Source organism: Cupriavidus numazuensis, from assembly GCF_905397435.1.
Lineage (GTDB): Bacteria > Pseudomonadota > Gammaproteobacteria > Burkholderiales > Burkholderiaceae > Cupriavidus > Cupriavidus numazuensis.
Window position 1 is genome coordinate 13959 of sequence record NZ_CAJPVI010000005.1, and the last position, 20144, is coordinate 34102.

Sequence of the window (20144 nt, forward strand, 5' to 3'; positions counted from 1 at the left end):
TTTTGCGCCGCACAGGTGTGGTAAAAGTAGGCGCCCGCCGGCCTCGCGCGGGCCGTACCTCGCCAGCCTCACCTGCCTTAGCCAGCACTTCATGACCGGCCAGCCTGATCCCTTCCGTGACTCTGCCGGCGACCCTGCCAGCCATCCCGGCCATCCCGCTCCACGCCCCACCGCCGCCCTGCGCGGCGCCGCGCCGTTGCTCGCGCTGCTGGCGCTGGCGGCACTGGTCAGCCTGGCCGGATGGCTCGGCTACCGCTTCAGCTACGACACGGCCCTGGCACGCCAGGCCGAGCGCGGGCAGGTGCAGCTGCGCCTCTACGCGCAGGCCCTCGAAAGCGAACTCGCACACTACGACTATGTCCCCGGATTGCTGACGCTGGACGAGCGCATCGGCACGCTGCTGCGCCAGCCCGGCGATGCCGACGCCGTGGCGCGCGCCAATGATTACCTGTCGGCACTCAACACGCGCGCCGGCACGCGCGTGGTCTATGTGCTCGACGCACGCGGCAAGGTGCTGGCCACGAGCAACTGGCAGCGCCCGGACAGCTATCTCGGCGAGGACCTGAGCTTCCGCCCGTACTTCCGCGCCGCCATGGAAGGCCAGCTCGGCCGCTTCTACGGCGTGGGCACCACGCGCAGCGAGTCGGGCTATTACCTGTCCGCGCCGCTCGGCGCGCGCGACAACCCCGACGGCGTGGCCGTGGTGAAGATCGGCCTGGAACCGCTGGAAAACCGCTGGCAGGGTGCCGACAGCCAGATGCTGCTGGCCGACGAGAACGGCGTGGTGATCCTGGCCTCGGACCCGTCGTGGAAGCTCGCAGCGCTGCGCCCGCTGTCGCCCGAGGCGCGCGCGCGGTTCGCAGGCAACCTGCAATACAACCGCGCCCCACTGCCGCAGCTGCCGCTGCAGGACGTGCGCGTGCTCGGCAACGGCAGCGACCGCCTGGTACGGTTGCGCCAGGGCCCGTCGATGCTCGCGCAGCAGTCCGCGCTGCCCGGCACCGACTGGCAGCTCACGCTGCTGTCCAACACGTCGGGCGCGCGCGTGGTGGCGCTGAACAGCGCCGCGCTCGCCGGCGTGCTGACGGCCTTCGTGCTGCTGCTGGGCGCCGCCTGGAATGTGCGCCGACGCATCATTGGCGAACGGCTCGCCGCACGCGCCGCGCTCGAAGCCGCCAACAGCGAGCTGGAGCGCAAAGTGGCCGAGCGCACGGGCGATCTGTCGGCCACCAACCAGCGCCTGCAGGCCGAGGTGGCCGAGCGCATCCGCACCGAAGCCGTGCTGCGCCAGGCGCAGGACGGCCTGCTGCAGGCGGGCAAGCTCGCCGCGGTCGGGCAGATGTCGACCGGCATCGCGCACGAACTGAACCAGCCGCTGGCGGCGCTGCGCACGATCTCGGGCAATACCGTCAAGTTCCTGGAACGCGGCGACTACGAGACGGTACGCGCCAACCTCGGCACGATCATCGGCCTGGTCGAGCGCATGGGCCGCATCACGGGCGCGCTCAAGTCGTTTGCGCGCAAGCCCGGCAATGGCCTGCGCCAGGCCGACCTCGCCCAGGCCGTGGACAACGCACTGTTCCTGCTCAACACACGTATCGAAGCCGTGCAGCCACGGCTGCAGCGCGAGATCGAACCCGGGCTGGCGGTGGCGTGCGACGCGAACCGGCTGGAACAGGTGCTGGTCAACCTGATCGGCAATGCGCTCGATGCCGTCGCGGGGCGCGCGCAGCCCATGGTGTCGCTGCATGCCCACGTCAGCGGCAGCATGGCGCACCTGACCGTGCGCGACAACGGCGCGGGCCTGTCGGAAGACGCGTTCTCGCAGTTGTTCGAGCCGTTCTTCACGACCAAGCCGGCCGGCGAAGGCCTTGGCCTGGGCCTGACGCTGTCGGCCGGCATCCTCAACGAGAACGGTGGCAGCCTGTCCGCCTCCAATCATCCCGACGGCGGCGCGTGCTTCACGCTGGTCCTGCCCTTGGTCCGCCAGGAAATCCCACATGCCGGCTGAACTGACTGTACTGATCGTCGAGGATGACCCCGACGTGCGCCTGGGTTGCGAGCAGGCACTGCGGCTCGAAGGCATCGCCACGCGCGGCGTGGGCAGCGCCGAGGCGGCCCTGCGCGAGATCGCGCCGGGCTGGCCCGGCGTCGTGGTCAGCGACATCCGCCTGCCGGGCATCGACGGCATGGCCCTGCAGGCCGAACTGCGCGCGCGCGACCCGGCGCTGCCCGTGACCATGATCACGGGCCATGGCGATGTGAGCCTGGCCGTGCAGGCGATGAAGCAAGGCGCCTACGACTTTCTCGAAAAGCCGTTCTCGCCCGAGCAGCTCGTCGACACCACGCGCCGCGCGCTGGAGCAGCGCCGCCTGACGCTCGAAGTCGCGGAACTGCGCGAGCGCCTCGCCGGCCGCGACAAGCTCGCGGCGCAGTTGATCGGCCGCTCGCCGGCGATCGAACGCCTGCGCCGGCTGATTGCCGATCTGGCCGACACGGCAGCCAACGTGCTGATCCATGGCGAGACCGGCACCGGCAAGGAACTCGTCGCGCGCTGCCTGCACGAAGCCAGCCGGCGCCATGCGCGCAATTTCGTCGCCATCAACTGCGGCGGCCTGCCCGAGCAGCTGTTCGAAAGCGAAATCTTCGGCCACGAGGCGGGCTCGTTCACGGGCGCTGCGCGCCGCCGCATCGGCAAAGTCGAGCACGCCGAAGGCGGCACGCTGTTCCTCGACGAAATCGAAAGCATGCCGATGCCGCTGCAGATCAAGCTGCTGCGGGTGCTGCAGGAACGCGTGGTGGAACGCCTGGGATCGAACGAGCCCGTGCCCGTGGACACGCGCGTGGTTGCGGCCACCAAGGCCGACCTGCGCGCGTTGTCCGACGCGGGACAGTTCCGCTCGGACCTGTACTACCGCCTCAACGTGATCACGCTGGAGCTTCCCGCGCTGCGGGACAGGCGCGAGGACGTGCCGCTGCTGTTCGAGCATTTCGTGGCGCAGGCCGCGCTGCGCTTCGGCCGCGACGCCGTGCCGGCCACGCCCGCCGAACTGGCCACGCTGGTAGGCTACCCCTGGCCCGGCAACGTGCGCGAACTGCGCAACCTGGCCGAGCGCCATGTGCTCGGGCTCGGCTGCGATCCGGGCCACGGGACCACTGCACCGGAAGCGCTGTCGCTGGCCCAGGCTGTGGAGCAATTCGAACGCGCACTGATCGCCGACGCGCTGCGCCGGCATGACGGCAACCTGAGCCGCGCCAGCGAGGCGCTCGGCGTGGCCAAGACCACGCTGTTCGACAAGACGAAGAAGTACGGGCTGTAGAGAGACCGCATGGCATTCTGGCCTCTCGTATCCCGTTTCGGTGAGAGCACTTATCTGCTGCCTGGCGCAATGCTGATCGCGCTATGGCTATGCCACCGTTCCATGCCTGCCACCGCGCTGCGCTGGCTCGCGGCCATCGCCATTGCGTCAGCCCTCACGCTGATCACCAAGCTTGCCTTCATGGGATGGGGGGTAGGCATCGCCGCGTGGGACTTCACCGGCATTTCCGGCCACAGCGCGATGTCGGCTGCGGTCCTTCCCGTGCTGCTATACCTTTGCGCGCCGGCATCGCGCCCCTGGATGGCCAGGTTCGGTGCGGCCGGCGGTATCGGCCTGGCCCTGCTGATAGGCTGGTCGCGCCTGGAACTGCATGCGCACTCGCCGTCGGAGGTTGTGTCCGCACTGGTGCTGGGACTCGCCGTGAGCCTGGGCTTCCTGAGTTGGCCCGGGCCCAAAGCGTTGCCACGCAGCGTCGCGCCGCTGGCCGCCGCACTGGTCGTCTTCACCGCGCTGCATGCACTGCCGATTCCCGGCGCCAGTACTGGCGCGCACCGATTCGTCGTGAGCATGGCGACGTTTCTGTCGGGGCGTGATCAACCGTTCCAGCGGGGACTCTGAGCTGGCAGTTGTCACGCCATGCGTGACGCCGAAGGATGACTCGGGCCGAGATCCGTCTTATCGGGAGGACAGAAGCACCGCTGTCCGACCCTCAGAACCCCGAAAAGCGCACGCCGATCGAAGCGTAGCCGTAGTACCGGTCCATCCGCCCAGCCGTGGCGGCGTTGTACAGGAACGGAATGGTCCCGACGAAGTTGTACTTGAACGCCTGTCCGCGTACGTACAGTTCCACGCCCTTCACCACGTTGTAGGCCAGCTCAAGCCCCAGGGTGTGGTTCGACTTGATGGGCGACACGCCGAAGCTCGACAGGCGGTCATCGATATTGCTGCGGAACAGGTACTGGAAGTTGTAGCCGAGCTGGGTAGAAAAGCGTTCGTACTTCCAGCGCCAGGACACGCCCGTGGTAAGGAAAGCGGCCGTGTAGTTCAGGTCCTTGCTGACGTCGAGTCCGAACTGCGAAGCATTGCTGGAAAACGAAGCGTCCCGCAACACGGACCCACCGACGTTGCAAGGCGCGGCGAGCGTGCCGTTGGCGATGTTGTCGGAGCCGATCTTGACGTTGAAATTGCAGTTACCGCGGCGCACCTGCGCGCTCAGGTCACCCACCGAAACGTTGCTGAAGCCGCCCCCGAGAAAGCCGGTGAGCGTACTGCGCTCACTCACCTGGCCCGAGAAGATCATATCGGCCTGCGCCTGGAAATCGTTGGGGTCATTGACGCGAATCTGACTGAAGCTGGTGCCGCGCACCTGCGTGGGTGACGTCTTGCTAACCGAACCCGCACGGTCACCCCACAGCGAAAAACGGAAAATCAGGCGATCCCGCGCGCCGGGCTCGGCCAGCGGATCGTAGTGCAGCGCAAGCTGCCAGGTGTCGATGCTGTTGGTGTCCTGGCCGTAGTCGATATTGCGACGCAGGTACGTGGCGGCGCCCGACCAGTACGGCGAAAACTTGTAGCCAAGCATGACCCGGCCGCCCCGATAGTCGCCCGCGTTGTCGGGGGTCGGGCCGCTGCCGCTCTGGTTGCGCAGGTCGAAAACATCCAGCGCCTTGTTCACCGCGTCAAAACTGCCCTCTGCACGGAAACTGGTGAACTCGCCGGTAGTCGGCTCCGCGCGCAGGAACACATCTTCCGATGCAGCCTGCGCCGTGCCGGCGGCTGTCAGGCCAAACACGGCCACCGTTGTGGCCAGGGTCCGGCGCGAACAATACTCGAACATCGTGAACTCCGGGGGACGCGAAGCGTCCTGCAAAACGAATGAGCCGCGGACCGAATTCATCCGGCCACGTAAACAACAAACCGGGCGTCCGCGACACACGCCGCAAAGCGGCCGTGCGCGAACGCCCGGTGACGCCCCGCATGGCGGAGCGTCTGCCAGAAGCGAATCGACCGATTAGCTGGGCTGGTTCAGCGTGATGGTCGACTTCAGGCCATAGCCGCTAACCTGGCTGCCCGAGGTTTGCACGGTGACCCTGCTGGTGTACTTGGCTGCGGTGCCTGTGCCGATACCAAGCTTGACGTCCGAGCCGTCAACACCCGCCACGGCAAAGGCAACGTCCACGCTGCCCGGCGCGCTCGGCGTCAGTGCGGCGAGCTGCGTGCTGTTCAGCACGCCGCTGTTCTTCACCTTGTTCAGGATGGCCGCATACGGCAGCGTGAACTGGCCATTGCCGCTGGAGAGGCTGTCCGCGGCGCCGTTGGCCAGCGTAGCGGAAACCGGCACGCTGCCAGTCACCAGGAACGAGTAGTTGGTATTGGCCGGGAACGTCGCCGACACCAGGTTGCCGCCGCTGAAGACCAGGGACACCTTCTCGAAGACCACGTCAACGGTGTTGCCGTTGTAGCTGTAGTGCAGGCCCAGGCGGATATCCGTGGCGCCCGTGCCGAACGGCGCGCCGATTTCCTTCAGCGTTGCCTTGATGTCCGACAGGTCGCCAACGACCGACATCTGATCGGCAATCGTCACTGACTGGTTGTTGATCAGGATGTTGCTGGCTTGCACATAGTCGTTCAGCGTGACCTTGTCGACGACGGCGGCCAGCTTGCCGCTGTCGAGGCCCTGGACGCTACCAGCCGCACTCTGCACGTCAGCCGCCGAACCCGTCGCCACGGCGTTACCCAGGGTGGCCAGGTTGCCGGCATTGCCGGCGTTGGTCAGCACGGAAGCGGACGTGGCGGAAGCCAGCGTGGACGACAACGTCGACTGGCTGCTGTCCTTCAGCGCGTTCAGCGCACCGCTGCCCTTGAGCGCCGACACGGTAGCCGTTGCATTGCCGCCCAGCTTGATCGTGCCCAGCGCCGTGCTCACGTCGCTGACCTGCTTGCTCACCAGCGGGGTGGCCAGCGCCGCCACGTTGGCGGCAACGGTGTCGATGCTGCCCTGCAGGGTAGACGGCAGGCTGGACTGCGCATTCTTCACGGATGCCTTGATGGCATCGGTGACGGTAGCGGTGCTGGTCAGGCTGACAGTACCGCTGGCGCTGTTGATCACGCCTGCCACTGCCTTGGCGGCAGCCGCGGCGGCCGCATCGGCGCTCAGGGTGCCGCCGGCACCGGTCGCCACGCCTTGCAGCGTCTTGCTGATCTGCTCAACCAGTTGCTGCACCACGACAGCTGCCTTCAGCACGTCGGCATCGGTCAGCGGATCCGCGTTCAGCAGGTCCTTGCCGCCCAGGCCAAGCTTGGTGGCCAGCGCGGCCGCCTGGTCTGCGCCCAGTTGTGCCACCAGCGTGGTCAGCGGGCTGATCATCGGGGTAATGCCGGAGCGGTACTCCACCGCCGGTGCCTGCATCACGCCGTTGAACGGCAGGCCGGTACCGATATCGGTACCGCCCGACACCGACAGCGCGCTCTTGGTGCAGTTTGCCGGGAACGTGAAGTCACCGGTCGAGTTGGTGGTAGTCGTCAGCGCCTTGCCAGCCGAGTCCTTGCAGTCAAGGAAGCTCACCGTTGCGCCAGACAAGTAGAAGTCAACCGCCTTGCCGTTGATGCTGGTGGTGGCCGAAGGCGTGCTGCTGCTGCTGCTATCGCCGCCGCCACCGCCGCACGCCGCCAGCAGCATCGCTGCCGAGGCCGCCGCCGCCAGCGTAAAACCTTTCGAGAGACTCACTTTCATTGTTCTTCTCCAACATCCATCGTCGATAAGTTCTTCTTTGCCGAAATCCTTAATCGCATCCCCGGCAACCCATTGTTCTTCTCATGCCCGCTCCCTACACCCGCGCGGGAAAACTTCGGGGGCAAGTTTACAGCAGAAGTCAACAAATTTGCCAAAACTATCAGACGCGTAAATTCGGCCTATATTCGGGGCGTAATCGGCGCCGATGTGCCTATGAGTGACTAGGACAGGCTCAAGGAAATCCTCCGGCCCGGAACAGCAGGATCGATCCAGATCTTGATCCTGCAAGCCGTTTCAGCATTCCAGCGAGGCCGAACATGACCCGCGCGGCGCGCCATGCGCAGCGGATCTGAAAGTCCTGAAAGTGATGTGGGTTCGCAACGCAATCCCCCATCAGCGGGGACACAACGCACCCACCCATGCCGCGACGCGTCGACTTGTGCGCACAAATGCGCAGGGCCGCGCAGCCCCCGAATGGGTGACTTTTGGCACTACTGCAACGCTCCCTCAAACATAGCGGGGAACCGGCAACTCACGGTTTGCCGGAGTCCGTACACCTATGTTAATGTGCCACCAATAATAAAAGTATCAAAAGTATCACGCAGCTCAGTTTTCGCACATGTTGCCGCTGAGTCCAGCGGGGTTCTTGCCCTTTGGGTCTTTGTTTCGACGGGGATATCCAGCCTTGCGCTCGCGCAGGCCGGAGGGGCAGCGCTACCCGGGGTAAAGCATGGGAATCTATCGCAACATGTTCGTGAAGCACCACGATCGGCTGGCCATTGCAGTACGCCTGGCGGACGTGGCAACAATCTGGCTGGCTGGCTTTCTTGCCACCGAGCTACGCTTTCCGTCGGACTTCGCGGCAGCTGCGCCCATCCATCAGTTTGTCCTGTACTTCAGTTGCGCGGTCGCGATGATCGTGCTGCCGGCGTTCGACCTGTACACCTCCTGGCGCGGCCGCAGCATTATTTCGCTCGGCGCGCGACTGCTGGCCGCTTGGTCCCTTGTCTGGCTTATCGGCATCCTGATGAGCTTCTTAATGCACCAGACGGGATCTCTTTCGCGACTTTGGGCTGCTTATTGGTATGTGGGAACAGCGGGGGCGTTGCTCGCGCTCCGGATTGCGACCTACAGCCTGCTTGCGCTGGCGCGCGGCGTGGGACGCAACTCCAAGCATGTGCTGATCATCGGCTTCGGCACCACCGGGCAGGAAATGTACCGTCGCGCCACCGCGAGCCGCTGGAGCGGCTTCCGCATTGCCGGGATTTACGCCGGCGCGGACGAAGCCACGCCAGAGGGCATTCCACGGATTGAAGACCGCGATCACATCCCCGTCTTCGCCCGCAAGCATCCTATTGATGAAATCTGGATCGCGCTGCCTGTCAGTGCGTCCCGCCAGATGCAGGGCATTGCCTATGCGCTGCGCAACGACTTCATCGACATCAAGTGGATGCCGAGTCTGATGGATTTCGAGTTGCTGAACCATCGGATGCAGGACTTTATGGGGATGCCGGCGGTGGAGCTGAACCGGCCGCCGTCGCTTGGAGTGCGGGGGGTTCTCAAGGGCGTTTTTGATCGTGCGTTTGCTGCTGTGGTGTTGACGTTGCTGTCGCCGCTTCTGGTGATCATTGCCTTGCTGATCAAGCGCGGCTCGCCTGGGCCAGCATTCTTCAAGCAGGAGCGTCTTGGCTTGGATGGGCGCGTGATCCATGTTTACAAGTTCCGAAGTATGAAGGTGCATTCGGAACATGAAACCGTCACGCAAGCCAGGAAAGGCGACAGTCGCGTGACGCCCATCGGTGCTTTCCTACGGCGCACCAGTCTGGATGAGCTGCCGCAGTTCATTAATGTGCTGCGTGGGGAAATGAGTGTTGTTGGGCCAAGGCCGCATGCGATGGCCCATAACGATATCTATAAGGAACAGCTTGATCTATATATGCTGCGCCACAGGGTCAAGCCTGGGATTACGGGGTGGGCGCAGATTAATGGGTACCGGGGGGAGACGGATACGCTGGAGAAGATGGCGAAGCGGGTGGAGCATGATCTGTTCTATATTCGGAATTGGTCGTTCTGGATGGATGTACGAATTATCTTCTGGACGGCGTTCAAGGGATGGACGGGCCACAATGCGTACTAGCATTGTCATGCCGGGCAGCCTAGACGAATTCATCCAGGGCTTCTTTCCATACCGTTCGTTTAATCTAGCGGACTTGCTCACTGACCTAAAGGCAGCGTAGCCGCCATCGCCGTGCTCTCGCTGGTCAACGCATTCGCAAACGCAATGGCGCGCTAAGACGCCGGCGCTTCCTATCGATCTCCTCCTCCCTCGAACTGCGCACATGAAGATCACCATCATCGGAAGTGGTTATGTAGGCCTTGTTACCGGCACCTGCCTGGCTGAGCTCGGCAACGACGTCCTTTGCCTGGACCTTGACGCGACCAAAGTCGAGATGCTCAACGCCGGTGGAGTCCCCATCTACGAACCTGGCCTGAAAGAACTCATCGCACGCAATCATGCCGCCGGCCGTCTGCGCTTCACCAGCGACATCGAAACCAGTGTCAGCTTTGGCGATATCCAGTTCATCGCGGTGGGCACCCCGCCTGACGAAGACGGCTCAGCAGATCTGCGCTACGTCCTGTCCGCCGCCCGCAATATCGGCCGATACATGACCACCCCGAAGATCGTGGTGGACAAGTCGACCGTACCGGTCGGTACCGGGGCCAGGGTCAGGGACTGCATCACCGCACAACTGCAGAAACGCGGCTTGCCGGCGCTCGACTTTGCCGTGGTCTCGAACCCCGAGTTCCTCAAGGAAGGCGCCGCGATCGAGGACTTCATGCGCCCCGATCGCATCGTCATCGGCACTGAGCCCAGTGTCTCCGGACAGAAAGCGCGGGAGGCCATGCGCTCGCTGTACGCGCCCTTCACGCGTAACCATGACCGTATCCTCAACATGGATATCGCGTCGGCCGAATTCACCAAATATGCTGCCAACGCCATGCTCGCCACGCGCATCTCGTTCATGAACGAGCTAGCCAACCTAGCGGACGTCGTAGGCGCAGATATCGAACTGGTGCGTCAAGGCATCGGCTCCGACCCGCGCATCGGCTACAGCTTCCTGTACGCCGGCACCGGATACGGCGGATCTTGCTTCCCGAAAGACGTACAGGCCTTGGAACGGACTGCGGCAGAGTACGGCCAGACGCCGCGCATTCTGGCTGCCGTGGAAGCCGTCAACCAGAACCAAAAACGCATCCTGGTGCAAAAGATCATTGCCCACTACGGCGAGGATCTGAACGGCCTCACGTTTGCCATTTGGGGGCTCGCGTTCAAGCCGAACACCGATGACATGCGTGCGGCGCCAAGCCGCGTGGTGATCAAGGAACTGCTGGCGCGCGGGGCCAGAGTGCGGGCGTTTGATCCCGTGGCGATGGAGGAAGCGAAGCAGGCGCTCTACAGCGACCTCGCGGATGAGCCCGCAGCCAAGACGCGCCTGCATTTCGCGCCCGATCAGGTAACCGCGTTGCAAAGTGCGGACGCGCTTGTGGTTGTGACTGAGTGGAAGTCGTTCCGATCACCTGATTTTGCCGCAGTTGCAGCAACGATGCGCGAACCGGTTATCTTTGATGGCCGGAATCTTTACGAGCCCGCGGAGCTGGGACAGCTCGGTTTCACGTACTACGCGATCGGTAGAGGTGAGCATAGACACCGAGAAGTGTTCATCGGGCAGACACTGACCTCCGCATAAACTCGATCTCCACGAATCGCTCTGCCCCGTACTCGGCCATCATCATGGCTGAAAAAACAACGGATAAGATTAATTCGCACTAAAAACAGCATGAAAATTGCAGTCGTCCATGATTGGCTTGTCGTCTACGGCGGGGCAGAACGAGTTCTCGAGCAAATCCTTATTTGCTTCCCCCAAGCCGACGTCTTTAGCATCGTCGATTATATCCCGCCTGATGAGCGTGGATTTCTGCGAGGAAAAACCGTAACGACGAGCTTTATACAGAAGCTTCCGTTCTCCCGAAGAAAGTATCGTAGCTATCTGCCGCTGATGCCGCTCGCGATCGAGCAATTTGATCTCTCATCCTACGACATCGTCATTACAAGCTCACATGCAGTTGCCAAGGGAGTTATTACGGGCCCGGACCAACTACATATCAGCTATGTACACTCTCCAATGAGATACGCTTGGGATCTACAACATCAGTATCTTCGCGAAGCCGGACTCGATGTCGGAATAAAAGGATGGCTGGCCAAGTATATGCTGCACCGTCTTCGGCTTTGGGATAACAGAACAGCGAACGGTGTAGATTACTTCGTTGCGAATTCGAATTTCATCGCGAAACGAATTAAAAAAGCCTACGGAAGAGAAGCGGACGTCATTTACCCGCCCGTAAACGTCGAATCATTTTCTATTAATGAAATAAAAGAGGAATTTTATCTAGTTGCCTCTCGCTTAGTCCCTTACAAGAGAGTCGATTTGGTAGTGGAAGCATTCTCAAGAATGCCGGATCTCAAACTTAAAGTCATCGGCGCGGGACCAGATTTCAACAAAATTATTTCAAAATCCTCACCAAACGTGGAGATAATGGGATATCAGCCATTCTCCACATTAAAAGCAGCCATGCAATCCGCAAAAGCCTTCGTGTTTGCGGCAGAAGAGGATTTTGGGATTGCGCCTGTGGAAGCCCTAGCTAGCGGAACCCCGGTCATCGCCTTCGGCAAAGGAGGGGTTCGGGAAACCGTTTCCACGAATGACCACTTCCCGACAGGGATTCTATTTGATAGCCAGACTCCAGAAGCAATCTGTACTGCAGTCCGACGCTTTGAAGAAAGTAAATCAAAATACAAGTCGAGAAACTGCCGAATGAGATCTGAGCTTTTCTCCGCCGAGATTTTCAGATCGACATTCACGGACTATGTAACCGCTTGCTGGAGTAAGTTCACTGGGGAGGATCCGTCTCCCCAAGAGGTCGGACACGTTCGAGCGGCTCACGAAGGTAGCCAGAAGGCCGCAACGCTTTAACACAAACGGAGGTCGAACGCCAACGAACCCAGTCCTTGGCGTTCGGCCCAATCCCCGCCAGCGAACTCAATTGGCACTCAACGATGAATGCCAACCTGCCTCTCTTTTAGAATCAACGAAAATTTCTGCAGCGCAATCCATTGCGCAATGATGTCCCTACTCCCGCTCAATAAGCGCCATCATCTTCTCGGTGCGAATCTCATATGTGTGCTCTCGCGCCGCGGCCAAGCGCTCTTCTAACGCCACCACGTCGCCAGATATGGCACGCTCCACTTCCGAAATGAACGCCTGTGCGTCGTCGGCTAGTGACGCAACACCCGCATAAGCCGCTAGTGCATGAAGCTTGGTGGACACCACCGGCTTGCCCGCCGCAAGATACTCGAAGAACTTCATAGGGAACATGCCTCGCGTATATTCGTTGCGACGGCTCGGCAGAATCGCTACATCTAGGCCCTTCAAGTATGCTGGCAAGAGTTTGTAGTTACGGGCGCCCAAGAGGTAAATATTCGGGCACTCAGCAAGAGCTGAAGAGTCTGTCCACGGATCGCCCTCGCCAACCTTCCCTATCAAAATGATCGACCACTCCGGGTGAGCTTGCGCCATCTCGCATATCATCGAGAAATCGAGCTTATAGCTACTAATGGCACCTATAAATCCAACCCTAGGCGATGGTAATAATGCAAGATCAGCGGGAACCTCCGTACTATCGTCCAGCGCCTGCGAAAAGTGGTTAAAATCCGCCACATTGGGAAAATAATGACAGCTTGGATTCCAAATCTTACGCGTCTCGAGAAGGTGCTCAGCAGTTACGAAGCAAACATCTGCCATCGCCGTCAACTCTCGCTCCGCTATTTCGATTTCCTCCGACGGCATACCAGGCTGCGCTTTGATCTCATCCACACAATGGTAGATTACTTTCTTGAAACCGGTCATCCGGAGGAGTCGGCAGGTCATCGGATTATAGGTCCAGAGCAAATCCTTCCTCATGCTTAGAAGCGCCAGGCACGTCGACAGTCCCACGCGGAGTAGTAGTCGATTGATAGCCCGCACGAGGGAATTTCCCTGAAAGGGAATCACGATCGGAGACCACACCCATACGTTCTCTTCAACCTGGCGGACTCCTTTTAATCCTTTCCAAAGTCTTGCTAGAATCCGCCGAAAATCGGAACCGCTTGCCGATGGTCTCCGCAGCCCAAGAGAATCGATGTAGAGAACTCTATTTCCGCGCTTCCCAAGCTCCGCAGCAACATGCTGCTTGTTAGTCCAGAAAGGATTATCCCAATCCGCAGTAGATAGCAGAACGATATCATATGAGCTCATGCTGCCGTTCCTCTAAAATGCTGAATGGATGATGATAGATCTTGCCTGAACATTGGGGTCAGGACGATGAAAGCAGCCCAATAGCCAACAAATAGAAGCGCTGCCGCCATCCAGCCCAGCGCCCCAGCGCTCGGTATAGAACGCTCCAGAAGAAAGTAACCCACCGCAGCGACGCCAAACCACATCAAGCGCCGGACAAACAGGCTTGCCAGTTTCATGCGCCAGCAGCAGCAAGCTAGGACGACGAGTCCGTAAGTACAGTTTCCAAGCCCCAGCACAATGGGACCAATCATCCGGTATAGGCCAATGTTGATCGCAGAATTTGCGAGCAGCCCGGCCGCCATGAACAGAAAAACCTCCCGGTTTCTGAATCTCGCGTTCATGACCTTGATCAGCACATAGCTGATGACCTGAGCCCAGAACCCCACCGCGCTTCCAACAAGGACAAGCCCAGTTAACTTGGTGGATTCGCTGTCGAACACGCCTCGCTCATAGATGAGGGAAACCAGCAAGTGCGAATGAACTGCCAAGGCTATTGATAGTGGCACGGTGGCCAGTAATAGCAACGGCATCAGCCCATTGAGCGTGACTTTCAACTGCTCGTCACTCATCCTTCCAATCGTGGCTAAGCCTGCAAGCCCAATTGGCACTGCAAGCAAGAGGACGCCCGTATCCGTAATAAAACGTGCGTAGTCCAGCGCGGCCACGGTGGCGGTTCCGAGCAGAGATGCGACTGCGCGCTCCACAACAATATTCCCCTGTAGCAAGAGCGGCAGGAGCAGGAGAGGCTTCATGACCTGCCAAAACTCATGACCGATATCTTTCGCCCTCAGTCGTGTCATGCTCACAGGGAGTGACATCCAGCCTCGGCTGCAGACTCTCATGCCTCCCCAGAACGCGTAGAAGACGTAGGCCAGCGTAAACCCCCAGGCCAACCAGACAATCTCTTTCAGAATAAACGCGAGGAGGACGCCCGCAATCATCCCTACGCTCTGCACCGTGGCGCGCAGTGAAGCCAGTTTGTATTCACCGTTTGCCATCTCGAGGTAGGAAAACAGTCCCCCCGCCACATAGAACGGCACACCCGCACTCATCACTCTGACGAACAGCACTGCATAAGTCCGTGTCTCCCGATCGAACCCTGGTGCTATCAAACTAATCCAGAGCGGCGCGCCTACGAAGAGGAACAGCGCCACTATTACCGACACTACAGACATTGTGACTGACACTAACCAGAACAGGCTTTGCGCATAGCCATCGCCACGCTCCGTGTATCGGCTATAGAGAGGAAGAAATCCCGCCGAGAGGCTGTCCGCAGTAAAAAAATTTACAGGAACAAGGGTAGCAACCTGCGCCACCCGCAGCGCCGCTGTTGCGGCCGATGTACCAAAGAACGCGGCCAGTAGCATCTCTCGCCCGGCTCCAGCGAGTTTTCCTAACAGCGAGCCGGAAAAGAGCTTTAGCGCCCCCCTAAGCATTGTGTGCTTCTGATGATGCCGCTGTTGCCGAAGTGCTCTTCAACGCCTCAAATAACGCCAGGTATTTACCTGCGCAATACGCGAGGCTTTGGCTATCGGGTAATGAAGTTCCGCCATCATTGCCCATTTCCAATGCAGCCCTGAGTGCCGCAGCGACGGCTGCCGTATCCCTGGGCAGCGCGAACAACAATCTTTCGCTCGGCTGGAATGTAGCCTTGAGATGTGACGAGACCACAACTGGCATGCCCACAGCCTGCGCCTCCAGAACATTGAGAGGCATCCCCTCCCGGTGAGTGGTCGTAAACACCATCACGTCGCTAGCCTGCAGATAGGGGGCCAGTTCACGCCGTGCCACACTCCCGGTGAAGTGCACCAGATGGCGCACACCGAGTTGCTCGGCAAGGCGCTCTAGATTTTCTTTTTCTGGCCCATCACCGATGACCAGGTAGCGGAGGTTCCCTGCAGATTCCTCGGCAGCTAGGCGAGCAAACGCAGCCAAGGCGAACTCGCCACCTTTCTGCCGATGCAAGCGACCCACGGAGACCACCACGCGTACGCTATCGCCCCATCCCAGTTCTCTCCGTCGTAGGGCTCGCGCCCCTAGGTCGGGACGAAAAAGCGATGTATCAATCCCGTTCCTGATCGTCTGTACTTGGGATCGCTGAACCGCAAAACTAATCGGCAGGCGATGGAAGCTCTTGGCGACTGCATCGCCGACGGCCACAATAACATCGAAGCGTCGATAGGCCATCATATCCCTCGGCACCCACAACAGGTTCAGCACTGACTTCAACATCGATAGGGGACGGCCGGTTCGCCATCGCGAAAAGAACTCTGCTACCGAGCTTCCATGCGCCTGCAGTATCAGTGGAACTCCCTTGAGGAGGCTACGAGGCTTCAGCAGACCATACGCTCCAGCACTAATACTTAGGACGCCGTCACAGCTATCAGCGAAATCACGTTGGAAGATCGATCTCGATCCGTCCCACCAGCGTGTTCCGTATCTACGCCAGTCAGCACCTTTCACTGTCACAACCTTCACGCCACTGTCCTCAAAGGAGGGGGGATAACCAGCGATCTCCGCTGTAATCACCGTGATGTCGTGACCACGCTCTGCGAACATACGCGCGACGTCCCAGGCAACCTCCTGCATACCGCCGATGCTATGCATGGGCAGCGCGCGTGTGAATACGATCAATTTCTTCCTTGTCTTCACATACACCCCGTGTAGCTATAACGTCGCACGTTGCATTGCCGTGTCTATCCCGATTTAAAGCAAATGGCATTGCGCCGAAGCATAGAATTACCGCGCCAGAGTCTCGTAGAACGACTCGAGTTCTACCGTTTGCCTTCGAATATCGAATCGCGACTCTACCAATTTCCTGGCTGCATTACCCATTTTTATGCGCGCAGCGGGGTCACTCAGCATTACTTTAATACGTTTCGCCAATGCCATCTCATCTCGCTCCGGGACAAGATATCCAGTCTCACCATCGATCACGACCTCGGGAATTCCTCCGTGTCTTGTTCCGATGAGCGGTACGCCGAGCGCCGCTGCCTCTAACAGAACCATACCCAATCCTTCCGCATCCCCGGTTTTAGCAGTAACACTAGGAAGTACAAATAGGGCAGCACGTCGCATTTCGGAAAGGACGGCATCATGGGATTGAGCACCTTTGAAAACTACTTGTTTCGCTATCCCCAACGAAGAAGCCAACTCTTCGAGCGATGAACGAAGTGGCCCATTACCGATTATAACTAGAGTAACGTCAGGAAAATTCTCCACTATCTGAGCAAATGCCCTCAGTAGATACTGCGTTCCCTTCTTTTCAACAAGTCGAGCAACATGAAGCAGGATAGCCCTCTCCTCGCTGTATTCACGCGGCCTTATTGCATCAACATCAATTCCTATGTAATGCACATAGGTTCGCTCCGGAGGGAATCCTAACGAAATAACCTTATCCCTAATATAATTCGAAACACACAGAAATATAGCCCCTCTTTTAATTAGTTTCCGCCTAAAGATAGCGTAATTAACCAGAGTCGGTGATCCGGATTTAATCAGAGAATATAAATTTGTTGTGGCGTCGAATCCATGAAATGTGGTAATCAGAGGAATTCCCAACTTTTCGGCGATTGGCAAAGCATAAACACCCTCCACACCGAAATGTGCATGAATTAAGGCAGGTCTAATATCCCGTAGCCTCCGGACAAAACCGCCAGGATCACGTGTGAGCAGACTCCAGAAACGACGAACAACACCTTCTCGCACCCCGTGATCGTCAAGAGCCAATGACATCGCACCGTCGGGCGCCGGGCCATAACGCTTCCGTCCCAAATAGACGGGAACAAATCTTTTCGTGCTGCCCGCCTGCTGGACGATAAATGGCTCAGATATCTTGAAAAGTTGGTGTCGATAGATTGCTACATTTCTCTTTCTCATCATCTCTAATCGCCCGAAGCGGCATACACGTTTCTGCGACCTTGATCGCACGACCGCAGAAAACCAGTCCGAGGGAGGCCTTCGGGACGGCCGTCAGCATGTAGCGTAGGGTTACTATCGCCCCCCCGCCAAGCTTCTACAGTCGGCTTTCCGTGAGGGACAACTTTTGTCTTCCGCTTGAGGCGCACGAGAGCGAGGGCGAGCAGGCCTGCCAGTACGGGGATCATGTGATTATCCCCTAACAACCCGAAGTTTTCGCCCATTCCTTGGATGGTCAGCCATAGAAATCCGAACCCAAGCGCAAATGCCACCCCCCTCGCTTCCTTGTCATCGTATTTTCGGATTGACAACTTAAATAGGATTGCGGAAAACCATACACCAACTGCAACAGCCAATATTCCACTTTGCGACCATAGGTAAATAAAAGTATTGTGTGGTGGCAGAACTTGTGAAAATCCGTATCGGTTCGCATACGGCGCAAATCCTTCTTGCCAACCACCAAAGCCCTGACCCAAAATTGGGCTTCCGAAAAATGCCGATACCGCGTAATTCCACATCACCAAACGGACCTCGGTCGTGTCCTCGACAGCACCTCCAAATTCATTACCTGAATTTAATCCGACAGTTTCATACATAGAAAATGCCACCACCCCGATAAGACCCATGGCAAGCGGCAAGAACATGCGATACCGCCTCCCCGTTCGTCGCATGTAAATCAAAGTAAAGGCGACAATCGGAAGAGCAAGCATTAATATCAGTCCTGCTTTTGAGCCAGTAAAATAAATTGAACCAAAGGCCGTAAAAGCGAAAATATAATATGATCTCTTTCTATAAGCACTGGCCAGACCGATAGCCGCCATGACCAGCAAACCCGCGAATGCGGAAGCCGCATTACCATTGACGAATCCAAAGCCACCGGATTTGACCACGTCGAAGACGTTATTCCTACCCTCCATGAATAGCGCCTCCAAGACATTTTCGTTAATGAAGATTTTGGCTATTTGTGACTGAAGAAACACCATTTTCACGTCGGGATTCAATCGAAATACGATCACACTCGCCATCTGAACTACCGACAAGCAGAACAACGCTGTGAATGCGCGTATGACCCAACGGTGGTCACGTCGGGCTTGATACACGCATCCGCAAGCGGTGAGAACAAAGACCATTATCTGACTGAAACCAGCAAGACCAAGGCGAACGTCCGAAGACCAGAGCAAGCTCAGAAGCACAATCGCTGCGAGCACCACAATCGCGAACAATGGTCGCGATAGCAAAATGGCCTTCTTCTCTGCCAGTTCACGCCAAAATGATGCTCCGACTATGAACGCGAGAGAGATTGGTGCTCCACCGAGTGTCAGCAACGGTAAATACACCTGAAATACCCCGAGAGGTAAGACAAGAAATACCCGCCACTTGCACGGCACAAGGAAGGGAAGAATTACAATCAAACCAATAACTAGCATGGCTGAAGCGAGCATATGGACCCCGTGCTTTGCCGTTATTGGGTAAGCTCGTCAGCATACGCAGCGACACATTTTTTATTCAACGATATGATCTCAGCTGGTCGCCCCATCAAACGAATAGCTTGACCTTCAGAGCTTCGTTCGCTCGTTGACTCCACCACTCCCAATTGGCAGCGAAGCGCTTGCGGTGCAACACTCGCCTGTGACAGATTCCAAGCGATCATCCCGCGTTGGCCGGTGCGATGCCTCACAGAGGCAATCATGACGACGCCCTGTTCGAGTTTCGACTCGCTCATCAGAGTTAAGTCTCTTGTTTCAGCAATACGAGCAGAATATTTAAGTGACTCAAAGGCAGGTTTTTTTGAATAATCGAATCTGAGCAGTCCGAAATTATGCTCCTTATTGTCAATGTCAACACCGTCATCTTTCAAGTCGTACCACCACACTCCCTTTACAAAGGATAATGAGGATAGCAAGAATATGGTACGCTCCGCGTAGGCTGCCGTTTCAGTCTCGGATGAGCCAAATCGCCCCTTATTGGTGGGCCAACCGATTTCCGTCACATAAATATCGAGAGCCTTGCGACCAGATTGCTGCAAGAGCTGCGCGTGCAAGTCCTGCAATGATCTCACCACCTGCTCCGGGCCCAATTTTGATCCAAATTGGTATACGTATGGATGAACCGATATACCGTCTGCATAGGCTAGGACGTTGAGATCCGCCAGTCTATTAAACCATCCCGTCCTGACACCAGAACCTACGAGGACCGTTATTTGAGGATCAACTTTCTTCAGAACAGGGAAGACGGACTTATAGAGGTACGCATAGTCATCGGGGCTCGCTGGAGCTCCTCCGCCGGTATGGTTGTCCCACTCGTTCCATATCTCATAATATTTCACTCGTCGAGCAAAATGCTGGACAATGTACGCCGAATAGCGGATGAATGCTTGGATAGCTTCCTTAGATCGGGGCTTATCGCCTTGGTCATAGTACTTATTTCCATAGTCCAGGATTAACATTGGCTCCAGGCCATTGGCTACGGCAAGGTCCACAAATTTGTCCCACGCTTCAGGAATCTCGTAACGTCCCTTTTCCCGCTCCACGTACTTCCAAGCCGCGTCGACGCGGATGGAGCGAAAGCCAGCCGTAGCTGCGATCTTCAACTCCTGAGCTTGGACTGCCGGTGGGCTACCAATGGAATGAACCCCAACACCTAGAATGGGACCGGACGCATGAAGCGGCGACGATCCCACAGTGGTAATAGCAAATCCAATTGACAGGATTGCATATCTGCAATACGCAAACCGGCGCGCAGATTGAAACATCCAAAGAAAAGCCTTCATTGTCTTCG

13 protein-coding genes and 1 pseudogene are annotated in these 20144 nt (G+C 58.4%); 6 read left to right on the plus strand and 8 right to left on the minus strand.

What is annotated here, in order from left to right:
- The first annotated feature begins 91 nt into the window (after window positions 1–91).
- From KHO41_RS05640 to KHO41_RS05650, 3 genes are read left to right on the plus strand one after another with little or no spacing between them, the layout of a single operon-like run.
- Complete coding sequence (locus KHO41_RS05640; protein WP_244873728.1) at window positions 92–2011, plus strand: sensor histidine kinase; 1920 nt, start codon at window positions 92–94, stop codon at window positions 2009–2011.
- Window positions 2001–3320 carry a sigma-54-dependent transcriptional regulator gene (locus KHO41_RS05645; protein ID WP_211952329.1) on the plus strand — a complete coding sequence of 440 codons (1320 nt, stop codon included), beginning with the start codon at window positions 2001–2003 and terminating at the stop codon, window positions 3318–3320. The genes KHO41_RS05640 and KHO41_RS05645 overlap by 11 nt, the downstream gene beginning before the upstream one ends.
- 9 nt (window positions 3321–3329) lie before the next feature.
- Window positions 3330–3938 (plus strand): phosphatase PAP2 family protein, encoded by a 609-nt coding sequence (locus tag KHO41_RS05650; protein ID WP_211952330.1) that lies wholly within the window; start codon window positions 3330–3332, stop codon window positions 3936–3938.
- Window positions 3939–4029: 91 nt separating this feature from the next.
- On the opposite strand, the gene KHO41_RS05655 is transcribed toward KHO41_RS05650, so the two are convergent.
- Window positions 4030–5157: a hypothetical protein gene (locus KHO41_RS05655; RefSeq protein ID WP_211952331.1), complete on the minus strand. Its 1128-nt coding sequence runs from the start codon at window positions 5155–5157 to the stop codon at window positions 4030–4032.
- A gap of 174 nt (window positions 5158–5331) precedes the next feature.
- Window positions 5332–7053 carry a hypothetical protein gene (locus tag KHO41_RS05660; RefSeq protein ID WP_211952332.1) on the minus strand — a complete coding sequence of 574 codons (1722 nt, stop codon included), beginning with the start codon at window positions 7051–7053 and terminating at the stop codon, window positions 5332–5334.
- Between the two features lie 748 nt (window positions 7054–7801).
- On the opposite strand from KHO41_RS05660, the gene KHO41_RS05665 reads away from it, so the two are divergent.
- The 3 genes and pseudogenes from KHO41_RS05665 to KHO41_RS05675 all read left to right on the plus strand — a co-directional run.
- Window positions 7802–9190 carry an undecaprenyl-phosphate glucose phosphotransferase gene (locus KHO41_RS05665; protein WP_211952488.1) on the plus strand — a complete coding sequence of 463 codons (1389 nt, stop codon included), beginning with the start codon at window positions 7802–7804 and terminating at the stop codon, window positions 9188–9190.
- A gap of 202 nt (window positions 9191–9392) precedes the next feature.
- Window positions 9393–10802, plus strand: a complete 1410-nt coding sequence (locus KHO41_RS05670; protein WP_211952333.1) for a UDP-glucose dehydrogenase family protein — start codon at window positions 9393–9395, stop codon at window positions 10800–10802.
- Between the two features lie 15 nt (window positions 10803–10817).
- Window positions 10818–11990: pseudogene (locus KHO41_RS05675) on the plus strand (glycosyltransferase family 4 protein); the annotation flags it as partial.
- Window positions 11991–12242: 252 nt separating this feature from the next.
- Here KHO41_RS05675 and KHO41_RS05680 read toward each other — a convergent pair.
- The 6 genes from KHO41_RS05680 to KHO41_RS05705 all read right to left on the minus strand — a co-directional run bounded on the left by KHO41_RS05680 (window position 12243) and on the right by KHO41_RS05705 (window position 20136).
- A complete protein-coding gene (locus KHO41_RS05680) occupies window positions 12243–13406 on the minus strand; it encodes a glycosyltransferase (protein ID WP_211952335.1) in 1164 nt (387 codons plus the stop codon).
- Entirely contained in the window at window positions 13403–14815 is a 1413-nt protein-coding gene (gene murJ, locus KHO41_RS05685) for a murein biosynthesis integral membrane protein MurJ (RefSeq protein ID WP_211952336.1), read from the minus strand. Before murJ ends, KHO41_RS05680 begins: the two co-directional genes overlap by 4 nt.
- 61 nt (window positions 14816–14876) lie before the next feature.
- Window positions 14877–16100, minus strand: a complete 1224-nt coding sequence (locus KHO41_RS05690) for a glycosyltransferase family 4 protein (RefSeq protein ID WP_211952337.1) — start codon at window positions 16098–16100, stop codon at window positions 14877–14879.
- An 87-nt stretch (window positions 16101–16187) separates the two neighbouring features.
- The gene (locus KHO41_RS05695; protein ID WP_211952338.1) at window positions 16188–17183 is read right to left on the minus strand and encodes a glycosyltransferase; all 996 of its coding nucleotides are present in this window, start codon (window positions 17181–17183) and stop codon (window positions 16188–16190) included.
- A 149-nt stretch (window positions 17184–17332) separates the two neighbouring features.
- Complete coding sequence (locus KHO41_RS05700) at window positions 17333–18808, minus strand: O-antigen ligase family protein (protein WP_211952339.1); 1476 nt, start codon at window positions 18806–18808, stop codon at window positions 17333–17335.
- 20 nt (window positions 18809–18828) lie between these two features.
- Window positions 18829–20136 carry a cellulase family glycosylhydrolase gene (locus KHO41_RS05705; RefSeq protein ID WP_211952340.1) on the minus strand — a complete coding sequence of 436 codons (1308 nt, stop codon included), beginning with the start codon at window positions 20134–20136 and terminating at the stop codon, window positions 18829–18831.
- Window positions 20137–20144 lie beyond the last annotated feature (8 nt).